Annotated in this window: 17 protein-coding genes and 1 pseudogene; 5 read left to right on the top strand and 13 right to left on the bottom strand. The window is 59.0% G+C overall.

Going from position 1 to position 24,169, the window contains the following annotated elements:
• Window positions 1-86: 86 nt before the first annotated feature.
• Entirely contained in the window at window positions 87-1,148 is a 1,062-nt protein-coding gene (locus ASB66_RS16405) for an SDR family oxidoreductase (protein WP_060718496.1), read from the top strand.
• A 6-nt stretch (window positions 1,149-1,154) separates the two neighbouring features.
• Here the strand turns inward: ASB66_RS16405 and ASB66_RS16400 are convergent, their stop codons facing one another.
• Genes ASB66_RS16400 through ASB66_RS16385 form a run of 4 tightly spaced genes read right to left on the bottom strand, consistent with a single transcriptional unit; the run spans window position 1,155 to window position 6,295 of the window.
• Window positions 1,155-1,721 (bottom strand): sarcosine oxidase subunit gamma, encoded by a 567-nt coding sequence (locus tag ASB66_RS16400; protein ID WP_060718296.1) that lies wholly within the window; start codon window positions 1,719-1,721, stop codon window positions 1,155-1,157.
• Complete coding sequence (locus ASB66_RS16395; RefSeq protein WP_060718295.1) at window positions 1,714-4,707, bottom strand: sarcosine oxidase subunit alpha; 2,994 nt, start codon at window positions 4,705-4,707, stop codon at window positions 1,714-1,716. The genes ASB66_RS16400 and ASB66_RS16395 overlap by 8 nt, the downstream gene beginning before the upstream one ends.
• Window positions 4,704-5,024, bottom strand: a complete 321-nt coding sequence (locus ASB66_RS16390) for a sarcosine oxidase subunit delta (RefSeq protein WP_060718294.1) — start codon at window positions 5,022-5,024, stop codon at window positions 4,704-4,706. The genes ASB66_RS16395 and ASB66_RS16390 overlap by 4 nt, the downstream gene beginning before the upstream one ends.
• 17 nt (window positions 5,025-5,041) lie before the next feature.
• Window positions 5,042-6,295, bottom strand: a complete 1,254-nt coding sequence (locus tag ASB66_RS16385; protein ID WP_060718293.1) for a sarcosine oxidase subunit beta family protein — start codon at window positions 6,293-6,295, stop codon at window positions 5,042-5,044.
• A gap of 471 nt (window positions 6,296-6,766) precedes the next feature.
• On the opposite strand from ASB66_RS16385, the gene rpsU reads away from it, so the two are divergent.
• Both rpsU and ASB66_RS16375 read left to right on the top strand, forming a co-directional pair.
• Window positions 6,767-7,006 (top strand): 30S ribosomal protein S21, encoded by a 240-nt coding sequence (rpsU, locus tag ASB66_RS16380; protein ID WP_060718292.1) that lies wholly within the window; start codon window positions 6,767-6,769, stop codon window positions 7,004-7,006.
• Between the two features lie 513 nt (window positions 7,007-7,519).
• Entirely contained in the window at window positions 7,520-8,350 is an 831-nt protein-coding gene (locus tag ASB66_RS16375) for a tetratricopeptide repeat protein (RefSeq protein WP_060718495.1), read from the top strand.
• A 92-nt stretch (window positions 8,351-8,442) separates the two neighbouring features.
• On the opposite strand, the gene ASB66_RS16370 is transcribed toward ASB66_RS16375, so the two are convergent.
• Window positions 8,443-8,667, bottom strand: coding sequence for an aa3-type cytochrome c oxidase subunit IV (locus ASB66_RS16370; protein ID WP_060718291.1), 225 nt, complete (start codon window positions 8,665-8,667; stop codon window positions 8,443-8,445).
• Between the two features lie 265 nt (window positions 8,668-8,932).
• On the opposite strand from ASB66_RS16370, the gene ASB66_RS16365 reads away from it, so the two are divergent.
• Window positions 8,933-9,472: a TRAP transporter small permease subunit gene (locus tag ASB66_RS16365; RefSeq protein WP_060718290.1), complete on the top strand. Its 540-nt coding sequence runs from the start codon at window positions 8,933-8,935 to the stop codon at window positions 9,470-9,472.
• An 83-nt stretch (window positions 9,473-9,555) separates the two neighbouring features.
• Entirely contained in the window at window positions 9,556-11,067 is a 1,512-nt protein-coding gene (locus ASB66_RS16360) for a TRAP transporter large permease (protein ID WP_060718289.1), read from the top strand.
• Between the two features lie 39 nt (window positions 11,068-11,106).
• Here ASB66_RS16360 and ASB66_RS16355 read toward each other — a convergent pair.
• From ASB66_RS16355 to ASB66_RS16320, 8 genes and pseudogenes are all read right to left on the bottom strand, one after another.
• A pseudogene (locus ASB66_RS16355) lies at window positions 11,107-12,156 on the bottom strand (DUF2332 domain-containing protein).
• Window position 12,157: 1 nt separating this feature from the next.
• A complete protein-coding gene (locus ASB66_RS16350; RefSeq protein ID WP_015917119.1) occupies window positions 12,158-12,646 on the bottom strand; it encodes a MaoC family dehydratase in 489 nt (162 codons plus the stop codon).
• A 303-nt stretch (window positions 12,647-12,949) separates the two neighbouring features.
• Window positions 12,950-14,899, bottom strand: coding sequence for a glycogen debranching protein GlgX (glgX, locus tag ASB66_RS16345; RefSeq protein ID WP_060718288.1), 1,950 nt, complete (start codon window positions 14,897-14,899; stop codon window positions 12,950-12,952).
• A 14-nt stretch (window positions 14,900-14,913) separates the two neighbouring features.
• Window positions 14,914-16,542, bottom strand: coding sequence for an alpha-D-glucose phosphate-specific phosphoglucomutase (locus ASB66_RS16340; RefSeq protein WP_070153554.1), 1,629 nt, complete (start codon window positions 16,540-16,542; stop codon window positions 14,914-14,916).
• 7 nt (window positions 16,543-16,549) lie between these two features.
• The gene (glgA, locus tag ASB66_RS16335) at window positions 16,550-17,986 is read right to left on the bottom strand and encodes a glycogen synthase GlgA (RefSeq protein ID WP_060718286.1); all 1,437 of its coding nucleotides are present in this window, start codon (window positions 17,984-17,986) and stop codon (window positions 16,550-16,552) included.
• A gap of 5 nt (window positions 17,987-17,991) precedes the next feature.
• Entirely contained in the window at window positions 17,992-19,257 is a 1,266-nt protein-coding gene (glgC, locus tag ASB66_RS16330) for a glucose-1-phosphate adenylyltransferase (protein WP_060718285.1), read from the bottom strand.
• 74 nt (window positions 19,258-19,331) lie between these two features.
• On the bottom strand, window positions 19,332-21,581 hold the full coding sequence (gene glgB / locus ASB66_RS16325; protein ID WP_081089059.1) for a 1,4-alpha-glucan branching protein GlgB: 2,250 nt from the start codon (window positions 21,579-21,581) through the stop codon (window positions 19,332-19,334).
• Window positions 21,581-24,049: a glycogen/starch/alpha-glucan phosphorylase gene (locus ASB66_RS16320; protein ID WP_060718284.1), complete on the bottom strand. Its 2,469-nt coding sequence runs from the start codon at window positions 24,047-24,049 to the stop codon at window positions 21,581-21,583. Before ASB66_RS16320 ends, glgB begins: the two co-directional genes overlap by 1 nt.
• Between the last annotated feature and the right edge of the window lie 120 nt (window positions 24,050-24,169).

Raw genomic sequence — 24,169 nt, 5'->3', positions numbered from 1 at the left:
TTGGTGTCTAGGCCCGTAAATGGTGCCGTCTTTTTTAAAGGCAAGAGGCGCCTACATGTCTGCCTTCAGATAGAAGGAGCATGAAGATGGTTGGATCAGCATTGGTTGTCGGGGCAAGCGGGATTGTTGGCAGTGCGACGGTGGATCTCCTGTTGTCGAAGGGATGGACCGTGTACGGACTGGCCCGGTCACCGATTGCCAAAGACGGCGTGCAGCCCGTGTCCGCCGATCTTCAGGATCGTGAGGCGACGGCCCAGGCGCTTTCCTCGTTGAAGCCCGACGTGGTGTTCATCTCGACATGGGCGCGCCAGTCAAGCGAGGCGGAAAACATCCGGGTCAATGCGGCCATGGTGCGCAACGTGCTGGATGCGCTGCGTCCAGCCGGGTCCGTCGCTCATGTCGCCCTGGTCACGGGGCTTAAACACTATCTCGGTCCCTTCGAGGCTTATGGCAAAGGCACCCTGCCGCAGACGCCGTTTCGGGAGGATCAGGGCAGGCTGGATGTCGAGAATTTTTACTATGCGCAGGAAGATGAAGTCTTTGCCGCAGCCGGGCGAGACGGATTTTCCTGGAGCGTGCATCGCCCGCATACGGTGATCGGCAAGGCGGTTGGCAATGCCATGAACATGGGAACGACGCTTGCCGTCTATGCGACGCTCTGCCGCGAAACCGGGCGGCCCTTCCGTTTTCCCGGCTCTTCCGTTCAATGGAACGGCCTGACGGATATGACCGATGCTGGTGTTCTGGCCGAGCAATTGCTCTGGGCCGCAACGACCCCGCAATGCCGCAACCAGGCCTTCAATGTGGTTAATGGCGATATCTTCCGCTGGAGCTGGATGTGGGGCCGGATTGCCAACTGGTTTGGGCTGGAGCCAGCCCCGTTCGACGGAACAATCCTGCCGCTGGAACAGCAGATGGCAGAGGACGCCGCCATCTGGCGGGAGCTCGCCGAGCGCCATGGCCTGATCGAAAAAGACCTGTCGCGTCTGGCCTCACCTTGGCATACGGACGCCGATCTTGGGCGGCCAATTGAAGTGGTGACCGACATGAGCAAGAGCCGGGCAATGGGCTTTGACCGCTACCAGCCCACCGACGAGGCGTTTTTCAGCCTGTTTGCGCAATTGCGCAAGGAAAGGCTCATTCCCTGAGCCTGATCACGCCGCGTCCGCAGCCCCTTCCTGCAACATGCCGAAGGCATATTCGGCAAAGGACCGCCAGCATTCCACCCGAAAGGCGTCCTCACTTATCCGGTAGAGGACGATTTCGATCTTGCCGAACACGGTGCGGGTGACGGCGCCGAGGGGGAAAGTTTTCAGCGACAGGTCAAGCGGGCAGGCGGCGTTGAGGGTTTGAACAGCGCCGGGGCCGGAGACCAGGATGGCGGTGTTACGGTGGGAGACGTCGGTGGCGGAGTGAATGGTGCCGGAGGCGGCGCAGGCGGCTGTGAGGTCGGCGCCGTCTTCATCGATGACAAGCCATTCGTCTGGGCCAAGCCAGAAGGCAAGGCGAGGGCCAGCATGGGCAGAGGTTTTCGGCGCGGTCGGCAGTGTCAGGCCCAGGGCTGAGGAAAGACCGGAGACGGCATCCGCTCCGGCCCGCAGCGAGATGCGTGAAGCGGGGGCGGCTGGCGTCAGCGTCACATGGGCGGAGCCGCCATAGGCACCATCAAGCACCGATTTGCGGCTGGCGGACATCGCGCCGGAGGTGATTGGCTCAACCATGTATGCGGCTTCCTTCCTTGTCGTAAAAAACCATGTCGGTCACTTCCACAGCGATTGTCTTATCAGGCATCGGCACATAGAGCGTCTCGCCCATCCGCTCCCGGCCACCGGCCACCATTGCAATGGCAATCGATTGCCCAAGATTTTCCGACCAGTAGGACGAGGTGACATGGCCCAGCATGGTCATTGGTTTCGGCTGGTTGGGATTGGCGACAATCTGTGCGCCTTCTTCCAGCACCTCGTTCGGGTCTTTGGTCTTGAGGCCGACCAGCTGCTTGCGGCCTTCCTTCACCAGATCCGGGCGTTTGAGGCCGCGAATACCAACGAAATCGGTTTTTTTCTTCGAAACAGCCCAGCCGTAATTGGCATCATCGGGCGTCAGCGTGCCATCGGTATCCTGGCCGACGATGATATAGCCCTTTTCGGCGCGCAGCACGTGCATGGTTTCTGTACCATAGAGGCATGCGCCTAAGCTTTCCGCCCGCTTCCACACGGTCTCAAACACGGATGCGCCGTAATCGGCGGGCACGTTGATTTCAAAGCCCACTTCGCCCGTAAACGACACACGGAACAGCCGGGTTGGTACGCCGCAGAATGTGCCTTCCGCCACGCTCATATGTGGGAAGGCCTCGTTCGAAATATCAATGCCTTCAACGAAAGGTGCAATGATATCGCGGGCCTTTGGACCCTGCACGGCAATCACCGCCCATTGCTCTGAAGCAGAGGTGAGCCAGACGTTCAGTTCCGGGAATTCCGTTTGCAGATAGTCTTCCATGTGGTTCAGGACGCGGGCGGCACCGCCGGTGGTGGTGGTGACGTGGAAGCGATCTTCCGCCAACCGTCCGACCACGCCGTCGTCATAGATAAAGCCGTCGTCGCGGGTCATGATGCCATAGCGGCATTTGCCGGGTTTGAGGCTATCCCACGGGTTGGTGTAGAGCAGGTTGAGGAATTTGGCTGCATCCGGGCCAACCACCTCGATTTTGCCAAGCGTTGAGGCATTGAAGACGCCCGCAACCTCGCGCACGGTTTTGCACTCGCGGTTGACGGCTGCATGCATATCTTCGCCGGGCTTGGCGTAATACCAGGCACGTTTCCAATTGCCGACATCTTCAAAATCGGCACCCAGGGCGGTTTCCAGATCATGCATCGGGGTTTTGCGCGTTGGGTCAAACAATTCGCCACGCGAATGGTTGATCAGTGTGCCAAACGTCACTGGCGTGTATGGTGCGCGGAAGGTGGTGAGGCCCACCTGTGGGATTTCTTTGCCCAGCATTTCGGCGGCAATGGCCAGCCCATGCATGTTGGACAATTTGCCTTGGTCCGACGCCATGCCATTGGTGGTAAAGCGCTTGATATGCTCGATGGAATGCATGCCCTCGCGCACTGCCAAGCGAATATCTTTGGCGCAGACATCGTGCTGGAAGTCGATAAAGGCTTTCACCGCATCATCTGGGCCAGCGCCTTCGGCTGCGCCAATCATGCCGCCGGTCCAGGCAAAGGTGTTGGCACCACTTGGCGCGCTGCCGTTCTCGCCTTCTGCGCCAGCTTCTTTCGCCAGCGTTGCGCCTGCGGCATGGGCTTCCGCCAGCAGGTCGCTCAGATCGTCCGTGCCGTTGCAGGCCCCGATGCAGATGCCATCCTGCACATAAATATCTGGCAGGAAGCGCTGGGTGGCGGCGTCGAAACGCAGCTTGCCGCGCGATTGTGAGAAGAGATGCACGGATGGCGTCCAGCCGCCGCTCATCAGCAGCGCATCGACGGCCAGCTTGCGGCGGTCAAATCCGCCCTTGCTGGCGATGGTGATGGACTTCACCCGCAACCGTCCGGCGGTGTCGAGAACGCAATGTTCGGTCAAAACCTCAATGCCTGCCGCTTGAGCGTCAGCCATCACACCGGCCCCCGGATTGCGGCGGGTGTCGATGATGGCAACGATCTGGACACCCGCCTTTTTCAGGTCAATCGCGGCTTCATAGGCCGAATCATGGGCGGTGTAGACCGCAACTTTCGCGCCCACAGCGACGCCATAATGGTTGAGATAGGTGCGCGCAGCAGACGCCAGCATAATGCCGGGGCGGTCGTTGTTGGCAAACACCATGTGGCGTTCAATGGCACCCGTGGCCAACACCACCTTTTTCGCCCGCACTTGCCACAGCCGTTCGCGGGGAAGGCCCTTGGCGGGTTTGGCGATATGGTCGGTGATGCGCTCGGCCAAGCCGAGGAAATTGTGGTTGTAATAGCCGAATGCCGTGGTGCGGGTCAGCACCGTCACATTGTCCATGGCCTTTAGTTTTGCCACGGTGGCTTGCGCCCAGTCATAGCCATTCTGGCCGTCAATCACCGCACCCGTATCATAATGGAAGGCACCGCCCATTTCCGGCTGTTCATCACAGATAATCACCGAGGCACCAGTTTCAGCCGCCGCAAGGGCCGCGGTCAGACCGGCCACGCCGCCGCCCACCACCATCACGTCGCAATGGGCATAGCGGTTGGCGTAATGATCGGTATCGTCTTCGGTTGGGGCCACGCCAAGGCCTGCGGCACGGCGAATGATCGGCTCATAAATCTTGTGCCAAAAGCTCTTGGGCCACATGAAAGTCTTGTAGTAGAAGCCTGCGGCAAAGAAGGGCGAGAGCAGGTCGTTGACCGCGCCAATGTCCATGGAAAGAGACGGCCAGCGGTTTTGCGTCTGCACCCGCATGCCATCAAACACTTCCTGCACGGGGGCGCGCACGTTTGGCTGACGCCGGGCGCTATCGCGGGAAATGTCCAAAAGCGCGTTCGGCTCTTCCGGACCAGCCGTGAGAATGCCGCGTGGACGATGATATTTGAACGAGCGACCGACCAGATGAATGCCATTGGCCAGCAGGGCAGAGGCCACGCTATCACCTTCAATCGCGGTGAGAATGCGGCCATCCACGGTGAAACGGGCGGTTCTGGCAGGCGTCAGACGGCCCTTGCCGGGAATACGATTGGCACCGCTCATCTAGCAGCTCCCTTGTTGTCGATGAGGGCTTGCACAGCTGCATCATCCGGCTTGGCTTCACCTGCCTTATAGGTCAACAGAAATTTGTCGCTGATGGTATCGCGCACGGCATTGAAAAACCGCCCACAGCCATGCAGATGCCGCCAGCGCTCAAAGATGATTCCCTTTGGGTTATCCCGCAGGAAGAAGAAAGCCTCGAACTCTTCATCGGAAATCTCGGCAATATTGGCTGGCCGCACAATATGCGCCTCGCCTGCGCCGTGAAACTCCAGCTCAGCCCGCTCTTCTTGGCAATAGGGACATTTGATCAACAGCATCTCGAAATCCCTCTTTATTAGTGCGCTACGGCGGCAGCTGCCGCTTCATCAATCAACCGCCCGGTGCGGAACCGATCCAGCGTCAGGCCCTTGGCCAGCGCGTGCGGCTCGCCCTTGGCAATCAAATGAGCAAACAGGTTGGCCGAGCCGGGCGTGGCCTTGAAACCGCCCGTACCCCAGCCGCAATTGACAAACAGATTTGGCACCGGCGTCACACTCTGGATCGGCGAGCGGTCGGCGGTGTTGTCGGTAATCCCGCCCCATTGGCGCATCATCTTGACGCGGCGGAAGATGGGGAACAGTTCGCAAATCGCATCCAGCGTGTGGGTGATGATCTGCAAACCACCGGTCTGGGAATAGGAATTATACTGGTCGGTACCAGCGCCAATCACCAGCTCGCCCTTATCCGACTGCGAGATATAGGCATGCACGGTGTTGGACATCACCACACAAGGGAAAATCGGCTTGAGCGGCTCCGACACCAGCGCTTGCAAAGGCGTGGAATGGATGGGAAGGCGCACATCGGCCATGCCCATGACCATGGAATTGTGGCCAGAGGCCGAAACGCCGATTTTCTTCGCGCCAATAAAGCCCTTGGAGGTCTCAACCCCGGTGACTTCACCATTGGGTCCCCGGCGAATAGCTGTGACCTCGCAATTTTGAATGATATGCACACCGCGATCAGACGCAGCACGAGCATAGCCCCAAGCAACAGCATCATGGCGGGCCGTGCCGCCGCGTCGTTGCAGGGCGGCACCATTGATGGGGTAACGGGCAGTTTTGCCAATCTCCAGCGGCGGACAGAAGGCCTTGGCCTGTTCCGGTGTCAGCCACTCATTATCAATGCCATACAGCGTGTTGGCATGAACGTGGCGCTTGAAACTCTGCTTGTCATGCACATTATGCGACAGCATCATCACGCCACGGGCCGAATACATCACATTGTAATTCAGCTCCTGGCTCAAGCCCTCCCAGAGTTTCAAGGAGTGCTCGTAAATATCCATGCTCTCTTCATAGAGATAGTTGGAGCGAATAATGGTGGTGTTGCGGCCCGTGTTGCCGCCGCCAATCCAGCCTTTTTCAATCACGGCAACATTGGTGATGCCATGTTCCTTGGCCAGATAGTAAGCAGCCCCCAGACCATGACCACCGCCACCAATGATGATGACGTCATAGGATTTGCGCGGCTCTGGTGATGTCCATTGCGCGCTCCAACCGGTGTGGGCGCGAAGCGCCTCGCGGGCTACGGCAAAAACCGAATATTTGCGCATTCGCGTCATCTCCTTCAGGCGAGGTCTGGCAGGCGAGGTGGCTGCTTGCTCTACGACGGATCGCAGGGTTTAGATCCTGACTTATGTCAGAAACGGGAAGAAATTCCGACCGGCTTTCAATCCAGCGCATCAGCGCAGGTCTAAAAAGCTGTGACAGATCGATATGCGCGATGTCCCTTTCTTTGCGACACGCTTCTATCCGTCTTTCGACACATGGCCAATATCTTGCCACAGCGGATGGAGATGCGCATAGGGCTGATGTTTTGCAAGACGGTGCCGCTTGGCTGCGGATTTTTTCGGGCAGCGGCACTTGCCGTCTGGACTTCGAAAGTCCGATCTGTTATTGGCGCTCCCTAATCGCTGGTCCTGCGGGCCAGCGGAACACTCTTTTTTGGTCCGTGAAAGGCATGGTTCGGCAGAATTCGTGTCCCGGCGGAAAACGACCACCAAACCAAAGGAACGGGATTCGACGTGCAGGTACTTGTCCGCGATAACAACGTTGATCAGGCGCTTCGCGCCTTGAAGAAGAAGATGCAGCGCGAAGGCATCTTCCGTGAAATGAAAATGCGTGACTATTATGAAAAGCCGTCGCAAAAGCGCGCGCGCGAAAAGGCTGAAGCCGTTCGCCGCGTTCGCAAGCTGGCCCGCAAGAAGATGCAGCGCGAAGGCCTGATTGCCGCTCCGGCGCGTCCGGCATTTGGCAGCCGCTGATTGACGTTTCCCGCGTTTTTTCAAAGCGCGACATGATCCGATTGAGCGGCAGCGATCAGTTCGCGGCCGCTTTTTCGTGTGAAATTTTCTATGATGGGCGGATCGGCAGCCTGCATAACTGCATCGTGGCCGACTATAGCCTTATTTAGGACCATTGGTCTGGCCGCTGCCATAGAATTTTGTGTCGCATCGGATTTATCCCGAAACCGGTTTCTACTTTTCTGTGCGATGCTATAAAGGCCGCAAATTGCTGGAATGATGTGGTTTTTGCATTTGCGCGGTGGAAACTGACTTTATTCGGATGTAAGCCAAGTTTCGGGATAAACAGGTCTCGGGATAGACAAGTCTCCGGATAAAGTTTTGTTGAATGGACAGAACTTTAGGAACGCTGCGGCGTTTCCTCTCAAGTTTCGGCATAGTCCGACGTTTTGAACAGGTGGAACGGAAAGCATGACGCCAATGGTCGATAAGGTTTTCAATGCCGGCACAACAGCTGGTCGCCTGGGAGCTAACATGCGCGGCAAAGGCTGCCATATGCTGGCTCTTGGCCTCACCGCCATGCTGACGCTTTCGGGATGCCAATCCACCAATCAGTCAAGTGACATGATCAGCATCGACCGGGATCAGGGTTCGAAGGAAAATATTTCCTCACTGTCGTCGGTCATCGCCGCCAATCCGCGCGATCCAGGCGGCTATAACGTGCGTGGTTCCGCCTATGGCCGGGCCGGTGAATTCCAGAAGGCGCTGGCGGATTTCAACACCGCGCTGCAACTCAACCCGAATTTCTACCAGGCCTATGCCAACCGCGCCCTTGTCTACCGCAACATGGGCAAGCCGGTGGAAGCCGCCAATGATTATACCGCTGCCCTGAAAATCAACAGCAGCTATGATGTCGCCTATATCGGCCGAGGCAATATCTACCGCCAGGCGGGCCGGGTGGATGAGGCGTTTCAGGATTTCTCCAAGGCTATCGAGCTGGATACCACCGATGGTCGCGCTTATCACAATCGCGGTCTGATCTTCCAGTTGCGCGGCCAGCACGATAAGGCGATTGACGATTTTTCCAAGGCGCTCTCGCTGTCACCGAATGCGCCTGAGCCTTATAACGGCCGTGGCGTGAGCTATCTGGCGCTGAACGACGACGAAAACGCCTTTGCTGATTTCAACCATGCTATCGACATGAACCCGAAGCTGGCCGAATCCTGGGCCAATCAGGCGCTGGTCTACGAGCGGCGCGGCGACAAGGTCAAGGCGGCCAAGTCCTATGCTCATGCCTTGAGCCTGGATGGAAAATACACGCCCGCACGCGACGGTCTTGCCCGGACACGCGGCTCGACAAGCTGAAGCAGCTTCTACTCAGTTTCATACAAAAGGCCGGCATTGCCGGCCTTTTCAGTTCTGGAGATTGGTCAGTTCTGGAGATTGGCAATCGCGGCTTACCGCATCATGAAGACGCCGATGACGCTGAGGATCAGGAACACCAGAACGCCACCCAGGAATCCGGCCGTGGTGAAAAATCCGGCGGCCATGCCGATCATCAGCGCCACGAGAATGGCGGTGCCATATTTCGAGGCGGCTATGAAACTGTCATAGGTCCGTTCGTGGGCGGGATAATCCATCGAGGCGCCCGTTTCGACCGGGCCGGAATGGTCTTCGCTCATGCTCTTACTCCCCAAAAGCGTGTATTTCCCACAGGCTACCGCATAATTCTTAAAACCGAAACTGGTTTTCAAGAGAAAATTATGCAGCAAATTTAAAATGCTACAGCATCATTCGCGTGATGAAGCGGATAATGCTGTAGAACTTTAGGCGAACTTGACAGGCTTTCAAGGCCAAACTCCTGCTAATCCCGTGCATGGCAGGCCGCCGCCCGGTTGCGCATGCCCGTCCCTTGTTCTAAGCAAATAAGGGAGTTGGGAGGCTTATATGGGTGTTTTGCTGGCATGGGGGCGGGCTATCGATGCGCTAAGCGCAGTCGTTGGCCGGGTGGCGGAATATCTGGTCATGCTGTGCTGCCTGATCAGCGCCGGGAACGCGATTATTCGGTATCTGTTCAATATCAGTTCAAACGGCTGGCTGGAAATACAGTGGTATCTGTTTGCCTATGTCGTTGTGCTGGGGGCATCGCATACCTTGCGCAAGAACGGCCATGTCCGGGTCGATCTGATTTATGGATCGGTGTCGGAGCGCAAGCGGCTGTGGATCGACCTGATCGGTCTCGTGCTGTTTCTTTTACCGGTCTGCATTTTCCTGACCTGGCTGTGCTGGCCGTTTTTCTGGCTGTCCTATCAGCAGGGTGAAATGTCGGCCAATGCCGGTGGCTTGATCCGCTGGCCGGTCAAGCTGATCCTGGTGGCGGGTTTCGGGCTTTTGACCTTGCAGGGCCTGTCGGAACTGATCAAGCGCATTGCCGCTCTAACCGGTCGCATCGATATCGACGTCAGCTACGAAAAGCCGCTGCAATAATATCTGCCTGCCCGTCCCTTTGATGCCTTCCGGCGTCCGGGGACGACAGCAGAGCGGAAGGACATGCCTGAGGGGGACGTGTTATGTTTGATTTCGGAATTATTCCGCCCGCGATGTTTCTGGGCATGGTGCTGTTCATGCTGTTCGGCTTTCCGGTGGCGTTTTCGCTTGGCGCGGTCGGCATGTTCTTCGGCATCATCGGTATCGCCACCGGCCATTTCAGCGAAATGTTTCTCCAGGCCCTGCCGCTGCGGTTCTTCGGTATCGTCTCCAACGATCTGTTGTTGGCCATTCCCTTCTTCACCATGATGGGGTCCATTCTGGAGCGGTGCGGGCTGGCGGAAGATCTTCTGGAAGGAACGGGCAAACTGTTTGGCGCGGTGCCGGGTGGCATTGCCTATGCGGTGATTTTCGTTGGTGCCATTCTGGGCGCGATTACCGGCACCGTGGCGGCCTCGGTTATCACCATGGGCATGATCTCGCTGCCGGTCATGTTGCGCTATGGCTATAACCAGCGGATCGCCACGGGCGTCATTGCGGCCTCCGGCACGATGGCCCAGCTTATTCCGCCCTCGCTGGTGCTGGTCATTCTCTCAGACCAGTTGGGCAAGTCGGTGGGCGACATGTATATGGGCGCCATCGGCCCGGCTGGTATGCAGATCGCCATCTACATGCTGTTCATCCTGGCGATTTCGATTTTCCGGCCTTCGCTGGTGCCGCCTTTGCCGAAGGAAGTGCGCGGCGAACTGGATGGCCGGCTGATCGGCAAGGTTCTGGCTGGCATGTTGCCGTCCATCGTGCTGATTTTCCTGGTGCTGGGCACTATTTTCCTTGGCCTTGCCACGCCGACGGAAGCGGGCGCGCTCGGTGTCGTCGGTGCGCTGGTGCTGGCGGCGGTGCATCGGCGGTTGACCAGGGTGCTGGTGCGTCAGGCGATGGAATCGACCATGACCATCACCTCGATGGTGGTGATGATCCTGATCGGCTCCACCTGTTTCAGCCTGGTATTTCAGGGCATGGACGGTTCCCGTTGGATCGAGCATTTGCTGTCCGGCTTGCCGGGGGGACAGCTAGGCTTCCTGATCTTCGTCAATTTCTTTATCTTCTTCCTTGCGTTCTTCCTCGATTTCTTCGAAATCGCCTTCATCGTCATCCCGATGCTGGCACCGGTGGCGCAGCATCTGGGTATCGACCTGATCTGGTTTGGGGTGCTGATCTGCGTGAATATGCAGACCAGTTTCATGCACCCGCCCTTTGGTTTTGCACTGTTCTACCTGCGCAGCGTCGCACCGAAAAGCGTCAAGACCCGCGAAATCTACCTTGGCTCTATCCCGTGGATCTGCATGCAGCTGGTTATTGTCGGCGTGGTGATTTTCTGGCCGCAATCGGTGACCATGTGGGTGGAAAAGGCCAAGGATACCGATCTCGACAAGGTGAAGATCGAGGTGCCGGGCTTTGGGGCGGGTGGCGGAGGCATGAGCTTGCCGTCGTTTGGCGATGGGTCCGGCCTGAATTTCGGCACGCCCCCCGGCCTGGGTGGAGCCCCTGCGGCAAAGCCTGCCATGGATCTCAGCCAGCCGCCGGTGTTCAAATAATGCAGCGGGTGGGGTGTCGAAAGAAAGCAGCGTGGCGGTTCAGGCCTTCCAGCCCTGCCATTTGACCCATCGGCCATGGAAATCGGCGCGGCCGATCTCCTGGCGCTCACCGCTCGGCCAGATTTGCAGATTGAGGCTTGCGCCATCGTGTTGGCCATCCGCTTCCATTTGCAGGCGGGCGAACGGGGCCTACACCGTTGCTCGTTGACCGGCTTGCGCAATCAGCGCTTCGCCTTGGATTTTCAGCGTGTCGGGAAGATATTGCCAGGCGATGGAATGGTAGACGATATGCATCTGGCCCGGATGGGACGGAGCCAGCCGCTGCTCCAGCCAGTCGATCGCATCCATGCGATCTACGGAAAGATCGTTGCTTCGCGCCAGTGCCAGAGCTGCTTTGGTGCGCTCAAGCCGGTCGGCCTGATCGGCCCAGATATAGGAAAACAGCCGCTCGCAATCCTCAGGCGTGGCGGGATCGAGCGGGTTGAGATCGCAACCGGCCCGCTCCGCAACGGTGATCGTCGCAGATGGCGGCGGCGGGCCTTGCCAGTCGGGCGCCAGCAGAACCGGCGAACCGTCGCCCCAGCTCACTTCGCCCAGCCGATAGGCATAGCGGTTCCATTGCAGGTTCAGCCCGGCGCTGGCTCCGACCTCTGACAGACGCAACGGCAGGCCGAACAGCGAGGCAATGGTGAGGAAGCCCGGCAGAAGGGCTGCGGAACGACGGACCTCATTGGTTTGCGGAGCGGAATTCAGCCGCGCCTGCATGAAGGCCTCATGGTCGTGGAAGGTGGCTTCAACTGCGGCCCAGAGCGCGTCGTCCGTGGTGACATGAGGCGGATAGACGGCGGCCAGAGCAGGACTTTCCCTGCTCAACACCAGGGCATGCAGCGTACCCGCCAGCCGCAGCGGCACGGAATCACCCGCAGACGTGATGTCGCCCGGCCAATCGATCAGCCGCGTACCAATGGCGCTTACGGGTGTCAGCCGCTCGGCGGCAAGCCGGCACAGCCTTGCGGTGAAAGGTGAGCCAAGACTGTCACAGGACCGGGCCTGGTCGGTGAGGGCATGACGCAAGCTGTCAATCGTCATCTCAAACGCCTTCTGGCCGGTCCTCAGGGTCGAACTGGATAATGGTCTGCCAAATGGCGGTGAGTGCCGGTTTGCGCTCCTCCTCGATCTCGACACTGACATCATAGGTGGTCATCAGCATGCCTGCGCCGCGAAACCGGGCGCCAGCCAGCACGAAGCGGCCGCGCACCCGCTTTCCCGAGCGGACCGGCGCCATCAGCCGGATTTTCTCAAAGCCGTAATTGATCCCCATGGTCTGCTCGCGGATCACTGGCAGGCAATCGTAATTCATTGCCGATAGCAGCGAGATCGTCAGAAACCCATGGGCAATGGTGCCGCCATAGGGTGTTTCGGCCTTGGCGCGTTCAGGATCGGTATGGATGAATTGGTGATCGTCGGTGGCGGTGGCGAAGGCATCGATCATGGTTTGATCGACGGTGATCCATTTGGATATGCCCAGTTCCTCCCCGACCAGGGCGGGGACATCTGCGAGAGAAATTTGACGCTGCATACTCTACTCTCGTTGGTTTGGGGCTCTGGTGGGTGTCCAGATCAAGAGGAACCCTATCGCTATTTGTGGCGGCTGAAAATCACGCACTCGATGATTGGGTGAAACCATGTTCTGAATGCTCAGAATCAAGCGCAAAGAGTGAGAAAATCGTTAATTCCGGTGTGCCGGGGAAGGGTTTAAGGACGGTGTCTATAAAAATCATTCAATGGATGTAGACGTTTATCATGTCGTTTCTGCGTTCGGCTCCGGTGGAAACCATGAGGCCGGGCATTGGTGGTCAATGCACACCTTGTGCTCGCGGTCTCAACCCTCAACGAGAAACGTTACATGGCGTGGTTCCATCACCAGTTTTGAAGCAGCTGCACCCGAAAAGACCTCCCACCATCCCCCTGCCGTTGAGGCGGGTAGATTGACGCCACAGGCCTCACCCCGGTTGATCAGGATTGCCAACCGCGTGTCGCGCCCTGTGGTGCGATCCGGTGTGGCCACCAGCAGGCCTAAGAAGCGTGCTTGTGGATTTTGCCAGGCCTCGACGCTCATCGGCAGGCCAGAGGCATCAATCCAGCTGACATCGCCATGGCCGGTGAAAAAGGCTGGATCTGTGAGGGCCGAAAATCGCCGGCGAAGGGCGGCCAAGCGTCCGGTATGGGCAACCAGATCGGCATCGAGCGCCGACCAATCTAACCACGTAATGGCATTGTCCTGGCAATAGGCATTGTTATTGCCGCGCTGGCTGCGGCCGCCTTCGTCGCCAGCCGTCAGCATCACCCAGCTTTTCGAGGCAAACAGGGTTGAGAGCAATGCGGTACAATCACGCTTGCGGGCGGCAAGGATTGTGGGGTCGCTGGTTTCGCCCTCAGTGCCATTGTTCCAGCTGTGATTGTCACTATGGCCGTCTCTGTTATCCTCGCCATTCGCCTCATTATGCTTACCGGCATAGGACACCAGATCGTGCAGCGTGAAACCATCATGGGCGGCGATGAAATTAACGCTGCGGGTGTGGGTGCTGCCGTTGCGCGAAAAAATATCCGATGAACCCGCCAGCACCGTCGCCATCTCGCCGGTCAGCCCATCGTCGCCGCGCCAGAAGCGGCGCATGGTGTCGCGGGCGCGGTCGTTCCATTCCAGAAACGGTGCCGGGAAATCGCCAAGCTGATAGCCGCCGGGGCCGATGTCCCAAGGCTCGGCAATCACCACCCGGTCCTTTAAAATCGGGTCCTGAAGCATGGCGGTCAGCGTTTCGCCCTGCGCCTCAAAGCCTGTCGCAGTTCGCCCCAGCACCGGGGCAAGATCGAAGCGGAAGCCATCGACGCCCGCCGCCAGGACGAAATGGCGCAAAGTGTCGAGGATCAACTGGCGCACCACCGGTCTGTCGCAGGCAATGGTGTTGCCGCAGCCGGTATCGTTGACCAGCACGCCCGGTTGGTCTGGCAGGTGCCGGTAATAGCTCCTGTTGTCGAGGCCGCGCATCGACAACGTCGCGCCGAACCGGTCGCTTTCGCCGGAATGGTTGAAGACCAGATCGAGGATGACGCCGATGCCATTCTCATGCAGGCAGTCGACCGTGCGGCGCAATTCCGCCGCGCCGCCGGGGCAGAGGCGCGGGTCGAGCGCCATCAGGGCAATCGGGTTATAACCCCAGCTGTTGGAAAGGCCGAGCGGCGGCAGGTGACGTTCATCGATCCAGGCGGTGATCGGCAAAAGCTCCACCGCATCGATGCCGATTGCCTTCAGATGGGCGATGACGGAGGGATGGGCTAGGGCTGCGACCGTGCCACGCAGGTGTTCCGGCACATCAGGATGCAGCATGGTGAAGCCGCGCACCGGCAATTCATAGATAAAGCCGCCATCTGGCAGGCGAGGCGGCTCCAGCACAGCATGTCCGGGCGCGGTCAGGATGGCCTTGGGTACCAGATCGGCGGTGTCCTCGCCAAATTGGCTGAGGCGCGAATCGTGACGAAAGTGACGGTCGATTTCCAGCGCATAGGGATCGACCAACAGCTTGGCGGGATCAAACCACAGATCTTGGTCTGGATCATACGGCCCATGGGCGCGGTAGCCGTAACGGATACCGGCGACCAGTCCCTCAACGGTTAGCCGGTGCAGATCGTCTTCGCCGCGCTGCATAGGCAGGCGGCGAAGCTCGGTGTCTCCAGTCTCATCGAACAGGCAGAGTTCCAGACGCTCGGCATCGCGGGAATAGACCGCAAATTCCGCGCCTGTTGCTGTCAGACGAGCGCCAGCACCTGTCATAGGGCCATCCGCGATCAGGTGATCACGGTTGGGGCGTCGCGGCCGGTACGGGCCTTGATACCGGCCAGTTCCTCGGCAGCAACAATCAGGTCGGCGAGTGCCTCCTGGGTTTCGATACCGTGATTAGACGAGTTTGGCTCATAGCGCTCGATATAGACGCGCAGTGTTGCACCCGACGTGCCGGTGCCCGACAGGCGGAAGACCACGCGTGAGCCGCCCTCGAACATCACCCTGATGCCCTGCTTCTTGCTTTCGGAATGGTCGACCGGATCGTGATAGGCGAAGTCATCGGCCTTTTCGACCTTCAATTCGCCGATCATGGTGCCGGGCAGGGTGGGCAGTTTGGCGCGCAATGCATCCATCAACCCGTTTGCGGCATCCGAATCCACTTCCTCATAGTCATGGCGGGAATAGAAATTGCGGCCATAGGAGGCCCAATGCTGGCGCACTATGTCCTGGACGCTTTCGCCACGGCTTGCCAGCACGTTCAGCCAGAGCAGCACGGCCCACAGCCCGTCCTTTTCGCGCACATGGCTGGAGCCTGTTCCGGCACTTTCCTCGCCACAAATCGTCACCTTGCCGGCGTCGAGCAGGTTGCCGAAGAATTTCCAGCCGGTCGGGGTCTCGTACATGCCGATTTTCAGCCGTTCGGCGACGCGGTCAGCTGCGGCACTGGTCGGCATCGAGCGGGCAATACCGGCAATGCCGCCGGAATAGCCAGGCGCCAGATTGGCATTGGCAGCGAGAATTGCCAGGCTGTCTGACGGCGTGACGAAAATGCCCTTGCCGATGATCAGGTTGCGGTCGCCGTCGCCGTCGGAGGCTGCGCCGAAATCAGGCGCATCCGGTCCCATCATCTCGTCATAAAGCTCCTTCGCGTGAACGAGGTTCGGGTCGGGATGATGACCGCCGAAATCCGGTAGCGGAACGAAATTGCGCACCGTGCCCTCAGGCGCGCCGAGGCGATTTTCGAGAATTTCCTTGGCATAGGGTCCGGTAACCGCGCTCATCGCATCGAACACCATGCGGAAGCCCAGGCTGAACAGATTGCGGATGCCGGCAAAATCGAACAATGTCTCCATCAGCGCGGCATAATCGGCAACGGGGTCGAGGACTTCGACAGTCATTTCGCCGAGATCGAACGAGCCGATCCGGTCGAGATTGATGTCGGCTGCTTCAACCGTCTTATAGGCGGTGATGGTCTTGGTATTGGTGTAGATCGCGTCGGTGATCTTTTCGGGTGCAGGCCCGCCATTGCCGATATTGTATTTGATGCCGAAATCTTCGGTCGGGCCGCCGGGATTATGGCTGGCCGACAGCACGATGCCGCCGAAGGCCTTGTATTTGCGGATGATGTGGGAGGCCGCCGGTGTCGAGAGAATGCCGCCCTGACCGACCAGCACCCGGCCAAAGCCGTTGGCAGCCGCCATCTTGATGGCTTTCTGGATGACTTCACGGTTGTAAAACCGGCCATCGCCGCCAATCACCAGCGTCTTGCCTTTGAAATCCTCAAGCGAATCGAAAATCGACTGGATGAAGTTTTCGGCGTAATGCTCCTGCTGGAATTGGGGCACCTTCTTGCGCAGACCCGACGTGCCGGGTTTCTGGTCCGAATAGGGTTTGGTTGGAACCGTAATAATCATGCGTGTTTCAGCCTTTTCCGAGGAGGCGGTTATAAACATCGACGTAGCGCTGGGCGCTTGCTGTCCAGGATACGTCTGCTTTCATGCCCTGCTTCTGGATCTGATACCATAGTTTCTTGTCGTCGAAGAGGCGGATCGCCCGGCGTACCGCCTGTCGCAACCCTGCCACCGTGACCGGGGCGAACTGTATGCCGGTGGCAGCCTTTGCCGCAAGTGCTGCCGCATTGGCGTCAATGACCGTGTCATTCAAACCACCGGTGCGGCTCACCACCGGAACACAGCCGTAGCGCAGGCCGTAAAGCTGGGTCAAGCCGCAAGGTTCGAATCTTGACGGAATGAGGATGGCATCGGCACCCGCCTGGATCAGATGCGACAGCGGTTCGTTATAGCCCATCACCATGCCGATCCGGCCCGGATGACGGTGGGCGGCGGCCTGCAAAGCCTCTTCCAGGCCCGGATCGCCGGAGCCGAGAATGACCAGTTTGCCACCGGCTGCGACCAGATCGTCGGCGACCTCGGCCAGCACATCCATACCTTTTTGCCAGGTGAGGCGGGAAATCACGCAGAAAATCGGTGCCGCATCATCGTCAAGGCCGAAATGCCGGGTGAGGGCCTCGCGGTTGGCGACGCGCTTGCGCAGGGTAGCAGCGCTATAAGGCGAGGCGATCAGCCCGTCATCATCGGGGTTCCAGACGGCGGTATCGATGCCGTTGACGATGCCGAACAGGTCATGGGCGCGGCTGGCGATCAGTCCTTCCATGCCCATGCCGAAATGCGGATCGAGAATTTCCTCGGCGTAAGACGGGCTGACGGTGCTTATGGCATGGGCCGTGGCAATGCCGCCTTTCAGGAAAGCGATTGTGCCATAATATTCGAGCGCTTCCCACGGGGCGTGCTCTGGCAGGCCGAGAGCCGGAAGGGTGTCAGTGGAAAATTGCCCCTGAAAGGCGATGTTGTGGATGGTGATGAGGCTCGGAACTTCCGGCTTCTCATCGTAGCGCATATAAACCGGCACCAGAGCAGCCTGCCAGTCGTGGACATGGACGAGATCTGGCCGCCAACCATCCAGCGCACCTTGGGCAATGCGGGCGCCTGCAAGCGACAGCGCGGCAAACCGTTTCCAATTGTCGCCGTAGTCGCGGCCATTGCTATCCACATAAGGGCCGCCTGGCCTATTGTAGAGTGCTGGCGCATCGAGGATCAGCAGGTCCAGGCCCTCATGCCGGGCCGACAGCACCGTTGCCGTCTCGCCCAGGAGATCAGGCATGGACAACAGCTGTTGTGTCTCGCCAAGCTTGGCGAGGACTGCCGGATAGCCCGGCAGCAGGGTTCTGGTTTTTATGCCCAAGGGTTCGAGCGCCAGCGGCAGGGCACCCGCCACATCGGCAAGCCCCCCGGTCTTGATCAGGGGATAGACTTCCGAGGCGACCGACAGGATGTTCATGTGCTCTACAGCCCCAGCTTGTCAATCATTGCCTGGGTAATCAGGCAGATGCCGTTTTCACTGCGGCGGAAGCGTTTGGCGTCGATTTCCGGGTCTTCGCCGACGATCAGCCCTTCGGGAATGGTGACGCCATGATCGATCACCACATTGGTCAAGCGGGCATGGCGGCCGATCGTAACCTTGGGCAGAATGACGGCGCCTTCCAGCCTCGAATAGGAATTGGCGCGAACCCCGGTAAACAGCAGGCTGCGATAGAGCGTCGAGCCGGAAATGATGCAATCGCCCGAGACCAGGGAGGAAATCGCCGAACCCCGACGGCCTTCATCGTCGTGGACGAACTTTGCCGGCGGATTGATTTCGGCATAGGTCCAGATCGGCCAGGATTTATCGTAGATATCCAGTTCCGGCAGGATGTCGGTCAGGTCGACATTGGCCTGCCAATAGGCATCGATGGTGCCGACATCGCGCCAATAGGGGGTCTTTTCGAAATCCGAGCGCACGCAGGATGAGGCAAAGCGATGCGCCACGGCTTTGCCGTGCTCGACGATATAGGGAATGATGTCCTTGCCGAAATCCCGGCTGGAATTGGGGTCGGCGGCGTCGCGGCGCAGGCAATCCATCAGGAATTTGGTGTGGAACACATAAATGCCCATCGAGGCGAGCGCCATGGTCTCGTTGCCGGGAATGCCCGGTGGATCGGCGGGCTTTTCGACGAAGGCAATGATCTGGTCCTTGTCGTCGACATGCATGACACCGAAAGCCGAAGCTTCCATGCGCGGTACTTCCATGCAGCCAATCGTGACATCGGCACCGCTATCGACATGCTGCTGGAGCATGAATTCATAGTCCATCTTGTAGACATGGTCGCCCGCCAGGATCACCATATATTCCGGGCCATACGGCTCGATAATGTCGATGTTCTGGAAGACGGCATCGGCGGTGCCTTCATACCATTGCGTTTCAGAAACGCGCTGGCTGGCGGGCAGGATGTCGAAGCTTTCGTTGCGCTCGGGCCGCAGGAAATCCCAGCCGCGCTGCATGTGGCGGATCAACGAATGGGCTTTGTACTGGGTGGCGACGCCAATGCGGCGAATGCCTGAGTTCAGCGCATTCGACAGGGCAAAATCGATGATCCGGGCCTTGCCGCCGAAATAGACGGCGGGTTTCGCCCGCCGGTCTGTCAGTTCCTTGAGGCGGCTGCCCCGTCCGCCGGCCAGTACATAGGCCATGGCGTCACGCGCCAGCGGCTGAATTCTCTTTGTCGGCGTCATGCAATCTCCTCCCGCATGTCTCAAATACGTGTTCGTCCTAGAGATTGTCTGTTTCAATATGAACCTGACAAACTCTACTGTTCCAACTCCAGCATGATCACTGCCAGCGGCGGCAGTGACAGGGTCGCGTGCGCCCATGGTGCCTTGTCTGAGGCGGTTGCCGTATCAAGCACGGCCTCCACCCGCCCGCCATTGCCCTTGCCGCTACCGCCATAGATCTCGGCATCGGTATTGAGGATTTCCCGCCACCGCCCGGCCACCGGCAGCGGCACGTCGTAACGCTGGTAATAGACCGGCGTCAGGTTGGCGATAACAGCCACCGGCCTTTCACCGGGCGTCTTGCGCAACCAGGCAAACACCGATTGATCGGCATCCTCGCTGATCAGCCATTCAAACCCTTCGCCCTCACAGTCGCGGGCATGCAGGGCCGGCTTGTTGCGATAGGTAAAGTTCAGATCACGCACCAGGCGGCGCATGCCCTCATGCAGCGGATATTGCAGCAGGTTCCAGTCCAGCGACCGCTCCTCGCTCCATTCGCTCCACTGGGCAAATTCCTGGCCCATGAACAGTAGTTTCTTGCCGGGATAGCCCCACATGAAACCGTAATAGGCGCGAAGATTGGCGAATTTTTGCCAGTCATCGCCGGGCATTTTGGCAATCATCGAGCCTTTGCCATGCACCACTTCATCGTGGGAAATCGGCAGCATGAAATTTTCACTATAGGCATAGATCAGCCCGAAGGTGATTTCATGGTGGTGGTGCTTGCGATGCACGGGGTCGCGGGCAAAATAGCTCAGCGTATCGTGCATGAAGCCCATGTTCCACTTGAAGCCGAAGCCGAGGCCGCCTTCGTGGACCGGCTGGGACACTTTCGGCCATGAGGTGCTTTCCTCGGCAATGGTCATCACCTGCGGATGGGCGCCATAGATATGCTCATTCATCTTTTGCAGGAAGCGCACCGCCTCCAGGTTTTCCCGGCCGCCATATTCGTTGGGAATCCACTCGCCTTCCTTGCGGGAATAGTCGAGATAGAGCATCGAGGCGACAGCATCGACCCGCACGCCGTCCAGGTGGAACTTTTCCGCCCAGTAGAGCGCATTGTTGACCAGATAGGACAGAACCTCGATCCGCCCGTAATTGTAGATCGCGGTGTTCCAGTCGGGGTGGAAGCCCTTGCGTGGGTCCTCATGCTCATAAAGGGCTGTGCCGTCGAAAAAGCGCAACCCATGGGCATCGGTCGGAAAATGGGCCGGAACCCAGTCGAGAATGACGCTGAGGCCGACCTTGTGACAGCCGTTGACGAATCGGGCAAACCCCTCCGGCTCGCCGAACCGCGCACTAGGCGCGTAAAGACCTGTCGTCTGGTAGCCCCAGGAAGGGTCATAGGGATGTTCGGTGATGGGCAGAAATTCGATATGGGTAAAGCCCATCTCGGTGCAATAGGGGATCAGCCGTTCCGCCAGCTCGTCCCAGCTGAGGAAGGTGCCGTCGGGGCGTTTCTGCCAGGAACCGGCATGAACCTCATAGACCGAGATCGGCTGACGGCGTTTGTCAATGCTGCCCCAATGGGCCAGATGCGCCGCGTCCTCCCAGTTCTGGGAAAGCTCGGCGGCGGTGACGGACGCGGTTTGCGGACGAAACTCGCTGCGGCGGGCGAAAGGATCGGCCTTCAGCGGCAAAAGTTCGCCATTGACGCCGATGATCTCGAATTTATAGGCCGAACCTGGCCGGACATCGGGGGCGAAAATTTCCCAGATGCCGGTATCGCGCCGCAACCGCATCACATGGCGACGACCGTCCCACTCATTGAAATCGCCGACCACCGAGACCCGTCTGGCATTCGGCGCCCAGACGGCGAAATGAAAGCCATCAACGCCCTGATGCTTGATCGGATGGGCGCCCATTTTGTCGAACAGCCGCAGATGCGAGCCTTCGCGCAGGAAGTAATCGTCCATCGGCCCGAGAACAGGCCCGAAACTATAGGGATCGGTCAGCGACCATTCCACATCGCCCCGGCAGGCGCGGTAGCGGAGCGGCTGCTGGATCTTGATCGCCACCGGACCAGCGAAAAAGCCGGCGGGGTCGAGACAGGCCAGCTCTCCGGCAAGGCTGCCGTCGAGCGCGAGCGCGGTAATGCTTTCGGCACCCGGCACGAAACAGCGGGCAATAAAACCATTCGCGCCGGCATGAACGCCGAGCACCGAAAACGGATCGGTGTGCAGGCCCGAAACGATGGCTTCGATCTCGGCAGAAGGCAGATTGTCAGCTAAGGGCGGATGGCCGCTCTCAGCTGATGCCTGCGTCTGCCTGGTTGTTTTCTTCATCAGGCTCTCCAGATGTCGGCCGTATACTGTCTGATCGTCCGGTCAGAGGAGAACCAGCCCATGCGGGCCGTATTCAGAATGGCTTTGGATTGCCAGAGGGGCTGGTCGGTCCAGACCGCGTCCACCTGACGTTGGGCAGTGGCATAGGCATCGAAATCGGCAGCCACCATGAACCAGTCATGGTTATAGAGCCCATCCACCAGGCTGGCGAACCGGTCCCGATCGTCAGGCGAGAACACGCCGGACGCAATGGCGGCCAGCGCCTGTGACAGTTCGCGCGACCGTTCGATGATCGGGCGCGGGGTGTGCCCCTCGGCACGCACCTTGCCAACCTCTTCCGCAGTCATTCCAAAGATAAAGATATTGTCTTCTCCGACGTGATCGCGCATTTCCACATTGGCCCCATCAAGGGTGCCGATGGTCAGCGCACCGTTTAACGCGAACTTCATGTTCCCGGTTCCGGATGCTTCCATGCCAGCGGTGGAAATTTGTTCGGAGAGATCGGCAGCCGGCACCATGACCTCGGCCAGCGACACATTGTAATTGGGAATGAACACCACTTTCAGTAGGCCGCGCACCGACGGGTCGTTGTTGATCACCCGCGCCACGTCATTGGCCAGTTTGATTATCAGCTTGGCATTGTGATAGCTCGGCGCCGCCTTGCCTGCGAACAGCTTGACGCGCGGCGCCCAGTCGCGTTCCGGATGGGAGCGGATCTGGTCGTAGAGCGCCACGGTCTCGATGATGTTCAAGAGCTGGCGCTTGTATTCGTGGATACGCTTGATCTGGATGTCGAACATGGCAGAGGGATCGAGCCTGATGCCCATGCGGCTGGCGACCAGATTGGCCAGCTGCTCCTTATTGGCCCGCTTGACGGCGGCAAATTTCTGCTGGAAGGCGCTGTCCTTGGCAAAGGCATCCAAAGCGGTCAGCTTTTCGGCGTCGTCGAGGAAATTGTCGCCGATCGCTTCGCGGATCAGTGAGGTCAGGCCGGGATTGCACTGCATCAGCCAACGGCGAGGTGTGATGCCATTGGTCTTGTTGTTGATCCGGTCCGGGTAGAGCTTGTGCAGGGTGGCGAACACCGTTTCCTTCATCAGCTCGGTATGCAGGGCCGAGACGCCATTGATCGAATGGGAGCCCATGAAGGCCAGATTGCCCATCCGCACCCGGCGGTCGCCGCTTTCATCGATCAGTGACAGGCTGGTGATTTCCAGATCGGTAAAATTCTTCTGCTTGCGCGCTTCCACCAGGCATTTGGCGTTGATCGCGTAGACCAATTGCATATGGCGCGGCAACAGCCGCTCGAACAGCGGCACCGGCCAGCTTTCCAGCGCCTCGGGCAGAAGCGTGTGATTGGTATAAGAAAAGGTCTCGCGGGTCACGTCCCAGGCGGTGTCGAAATCCATGCCGTGGACGTCGGTCAATTGCCGCATCAGTTCAGCGACAGAGACGGCAGGATGGGTATCGTTCAGCTGGATCGCCACCTTTTTCGGCAGGTCGGTCAGCGCGTTGCCCTGTTGCAGGTGACGCCGGACGATGTCCTGAAGCGATGCAGAGCAGAAGAAATATTCCTGCCGCAACCGCAATTCCTGGCCAGCCGCAGTGGCATCGGCTGGATACAGCACCCGGGTCAGGCTTTCGGCCCGGTTGCTTTCGCGCAACGCACCAATATGGTCGCCCGCATTGAAGGCATCGAGCAGGATCGGGTCGATCGGTTGGGCCGACCACAGACGCAATGTGTTGATGCGCTCGCCGCGCCAGCCAACGATCGGCGTGTCATAGGCGGTGGCGATCACCCGTTCGCTCGGCTTCCAGACGTGGCGGATCTCCTCGCCGCTGGTGCCGTTGGAGGCGGTCTCGACGCCGCCGCCAAAACCGACTTCATAGGAGCTTTCGCGCCGCTCAAATTCCCAGGGATTACCGTGGGCGAGCCATGTTTCGGGCAGTTCCACCTGCCAGCCATCGGCCATCTGCTGGCGAAACAGGCCGTGCACGTAGCGAATACCATAGCCATAGGCCGGGATATTCACCGTCGCCATGCTTTCCATGAAACAGGCGGCCAGACGGCCAAGCCCGCCATTGCCCAGCGCCGCATCAGGCTCCAACCCGGCGATGACCCCAAGATCGACGCCGAGCGATTCCAGTGCTGCCTTGATCTCCTCGACCAGACCAAGATTGGTCATCGCATCGCGCATCAACCGGCCGATCAGAAACTCCAGCGACAGATAATAAACCCGCTTGGCATTGGTGGAATAGGTCTGGCGGGTGGATTCCATCCACTTGTCGATAATGCGGTCACGCACGACGAGAATGGTGGCGGTCAGCCAGTCATGCGGCTTGGCAACCTTCGCGTCCTTGCCGATACCATAGGTCAGCCGCTCGATGATTTCGGCGGCCAGCGTTTCCGGATTGGAGACGCGGGGCTTTGGAAGGGGGAGGTCGGCCTTTGGAAGAGTTTCATTCATGACTTCGCCACATGGTGAGGAGGAAAGGGCAGGGCGCGAGACCGATGGTCATGGGTTACCAACCACCGGCACATGCAATGTATGCATCCTTGGCGAATAGTTGCAACAGCGTATTTTTTT

It is taken from the genome of Gillisella vitis (genome assembly GCF_001541345.2).
Lineage (GTDB): Bacteria > Pseudomonadota > Alphaproteobacteria > Rhizobiales > Rhizobiaceae > Allorhizobium > Allorhizobium vitis.
Note: the sequence above shows the minus strand (reverse complement) of the source record. Positions and strands in the feature narration are given on the sequence as shown.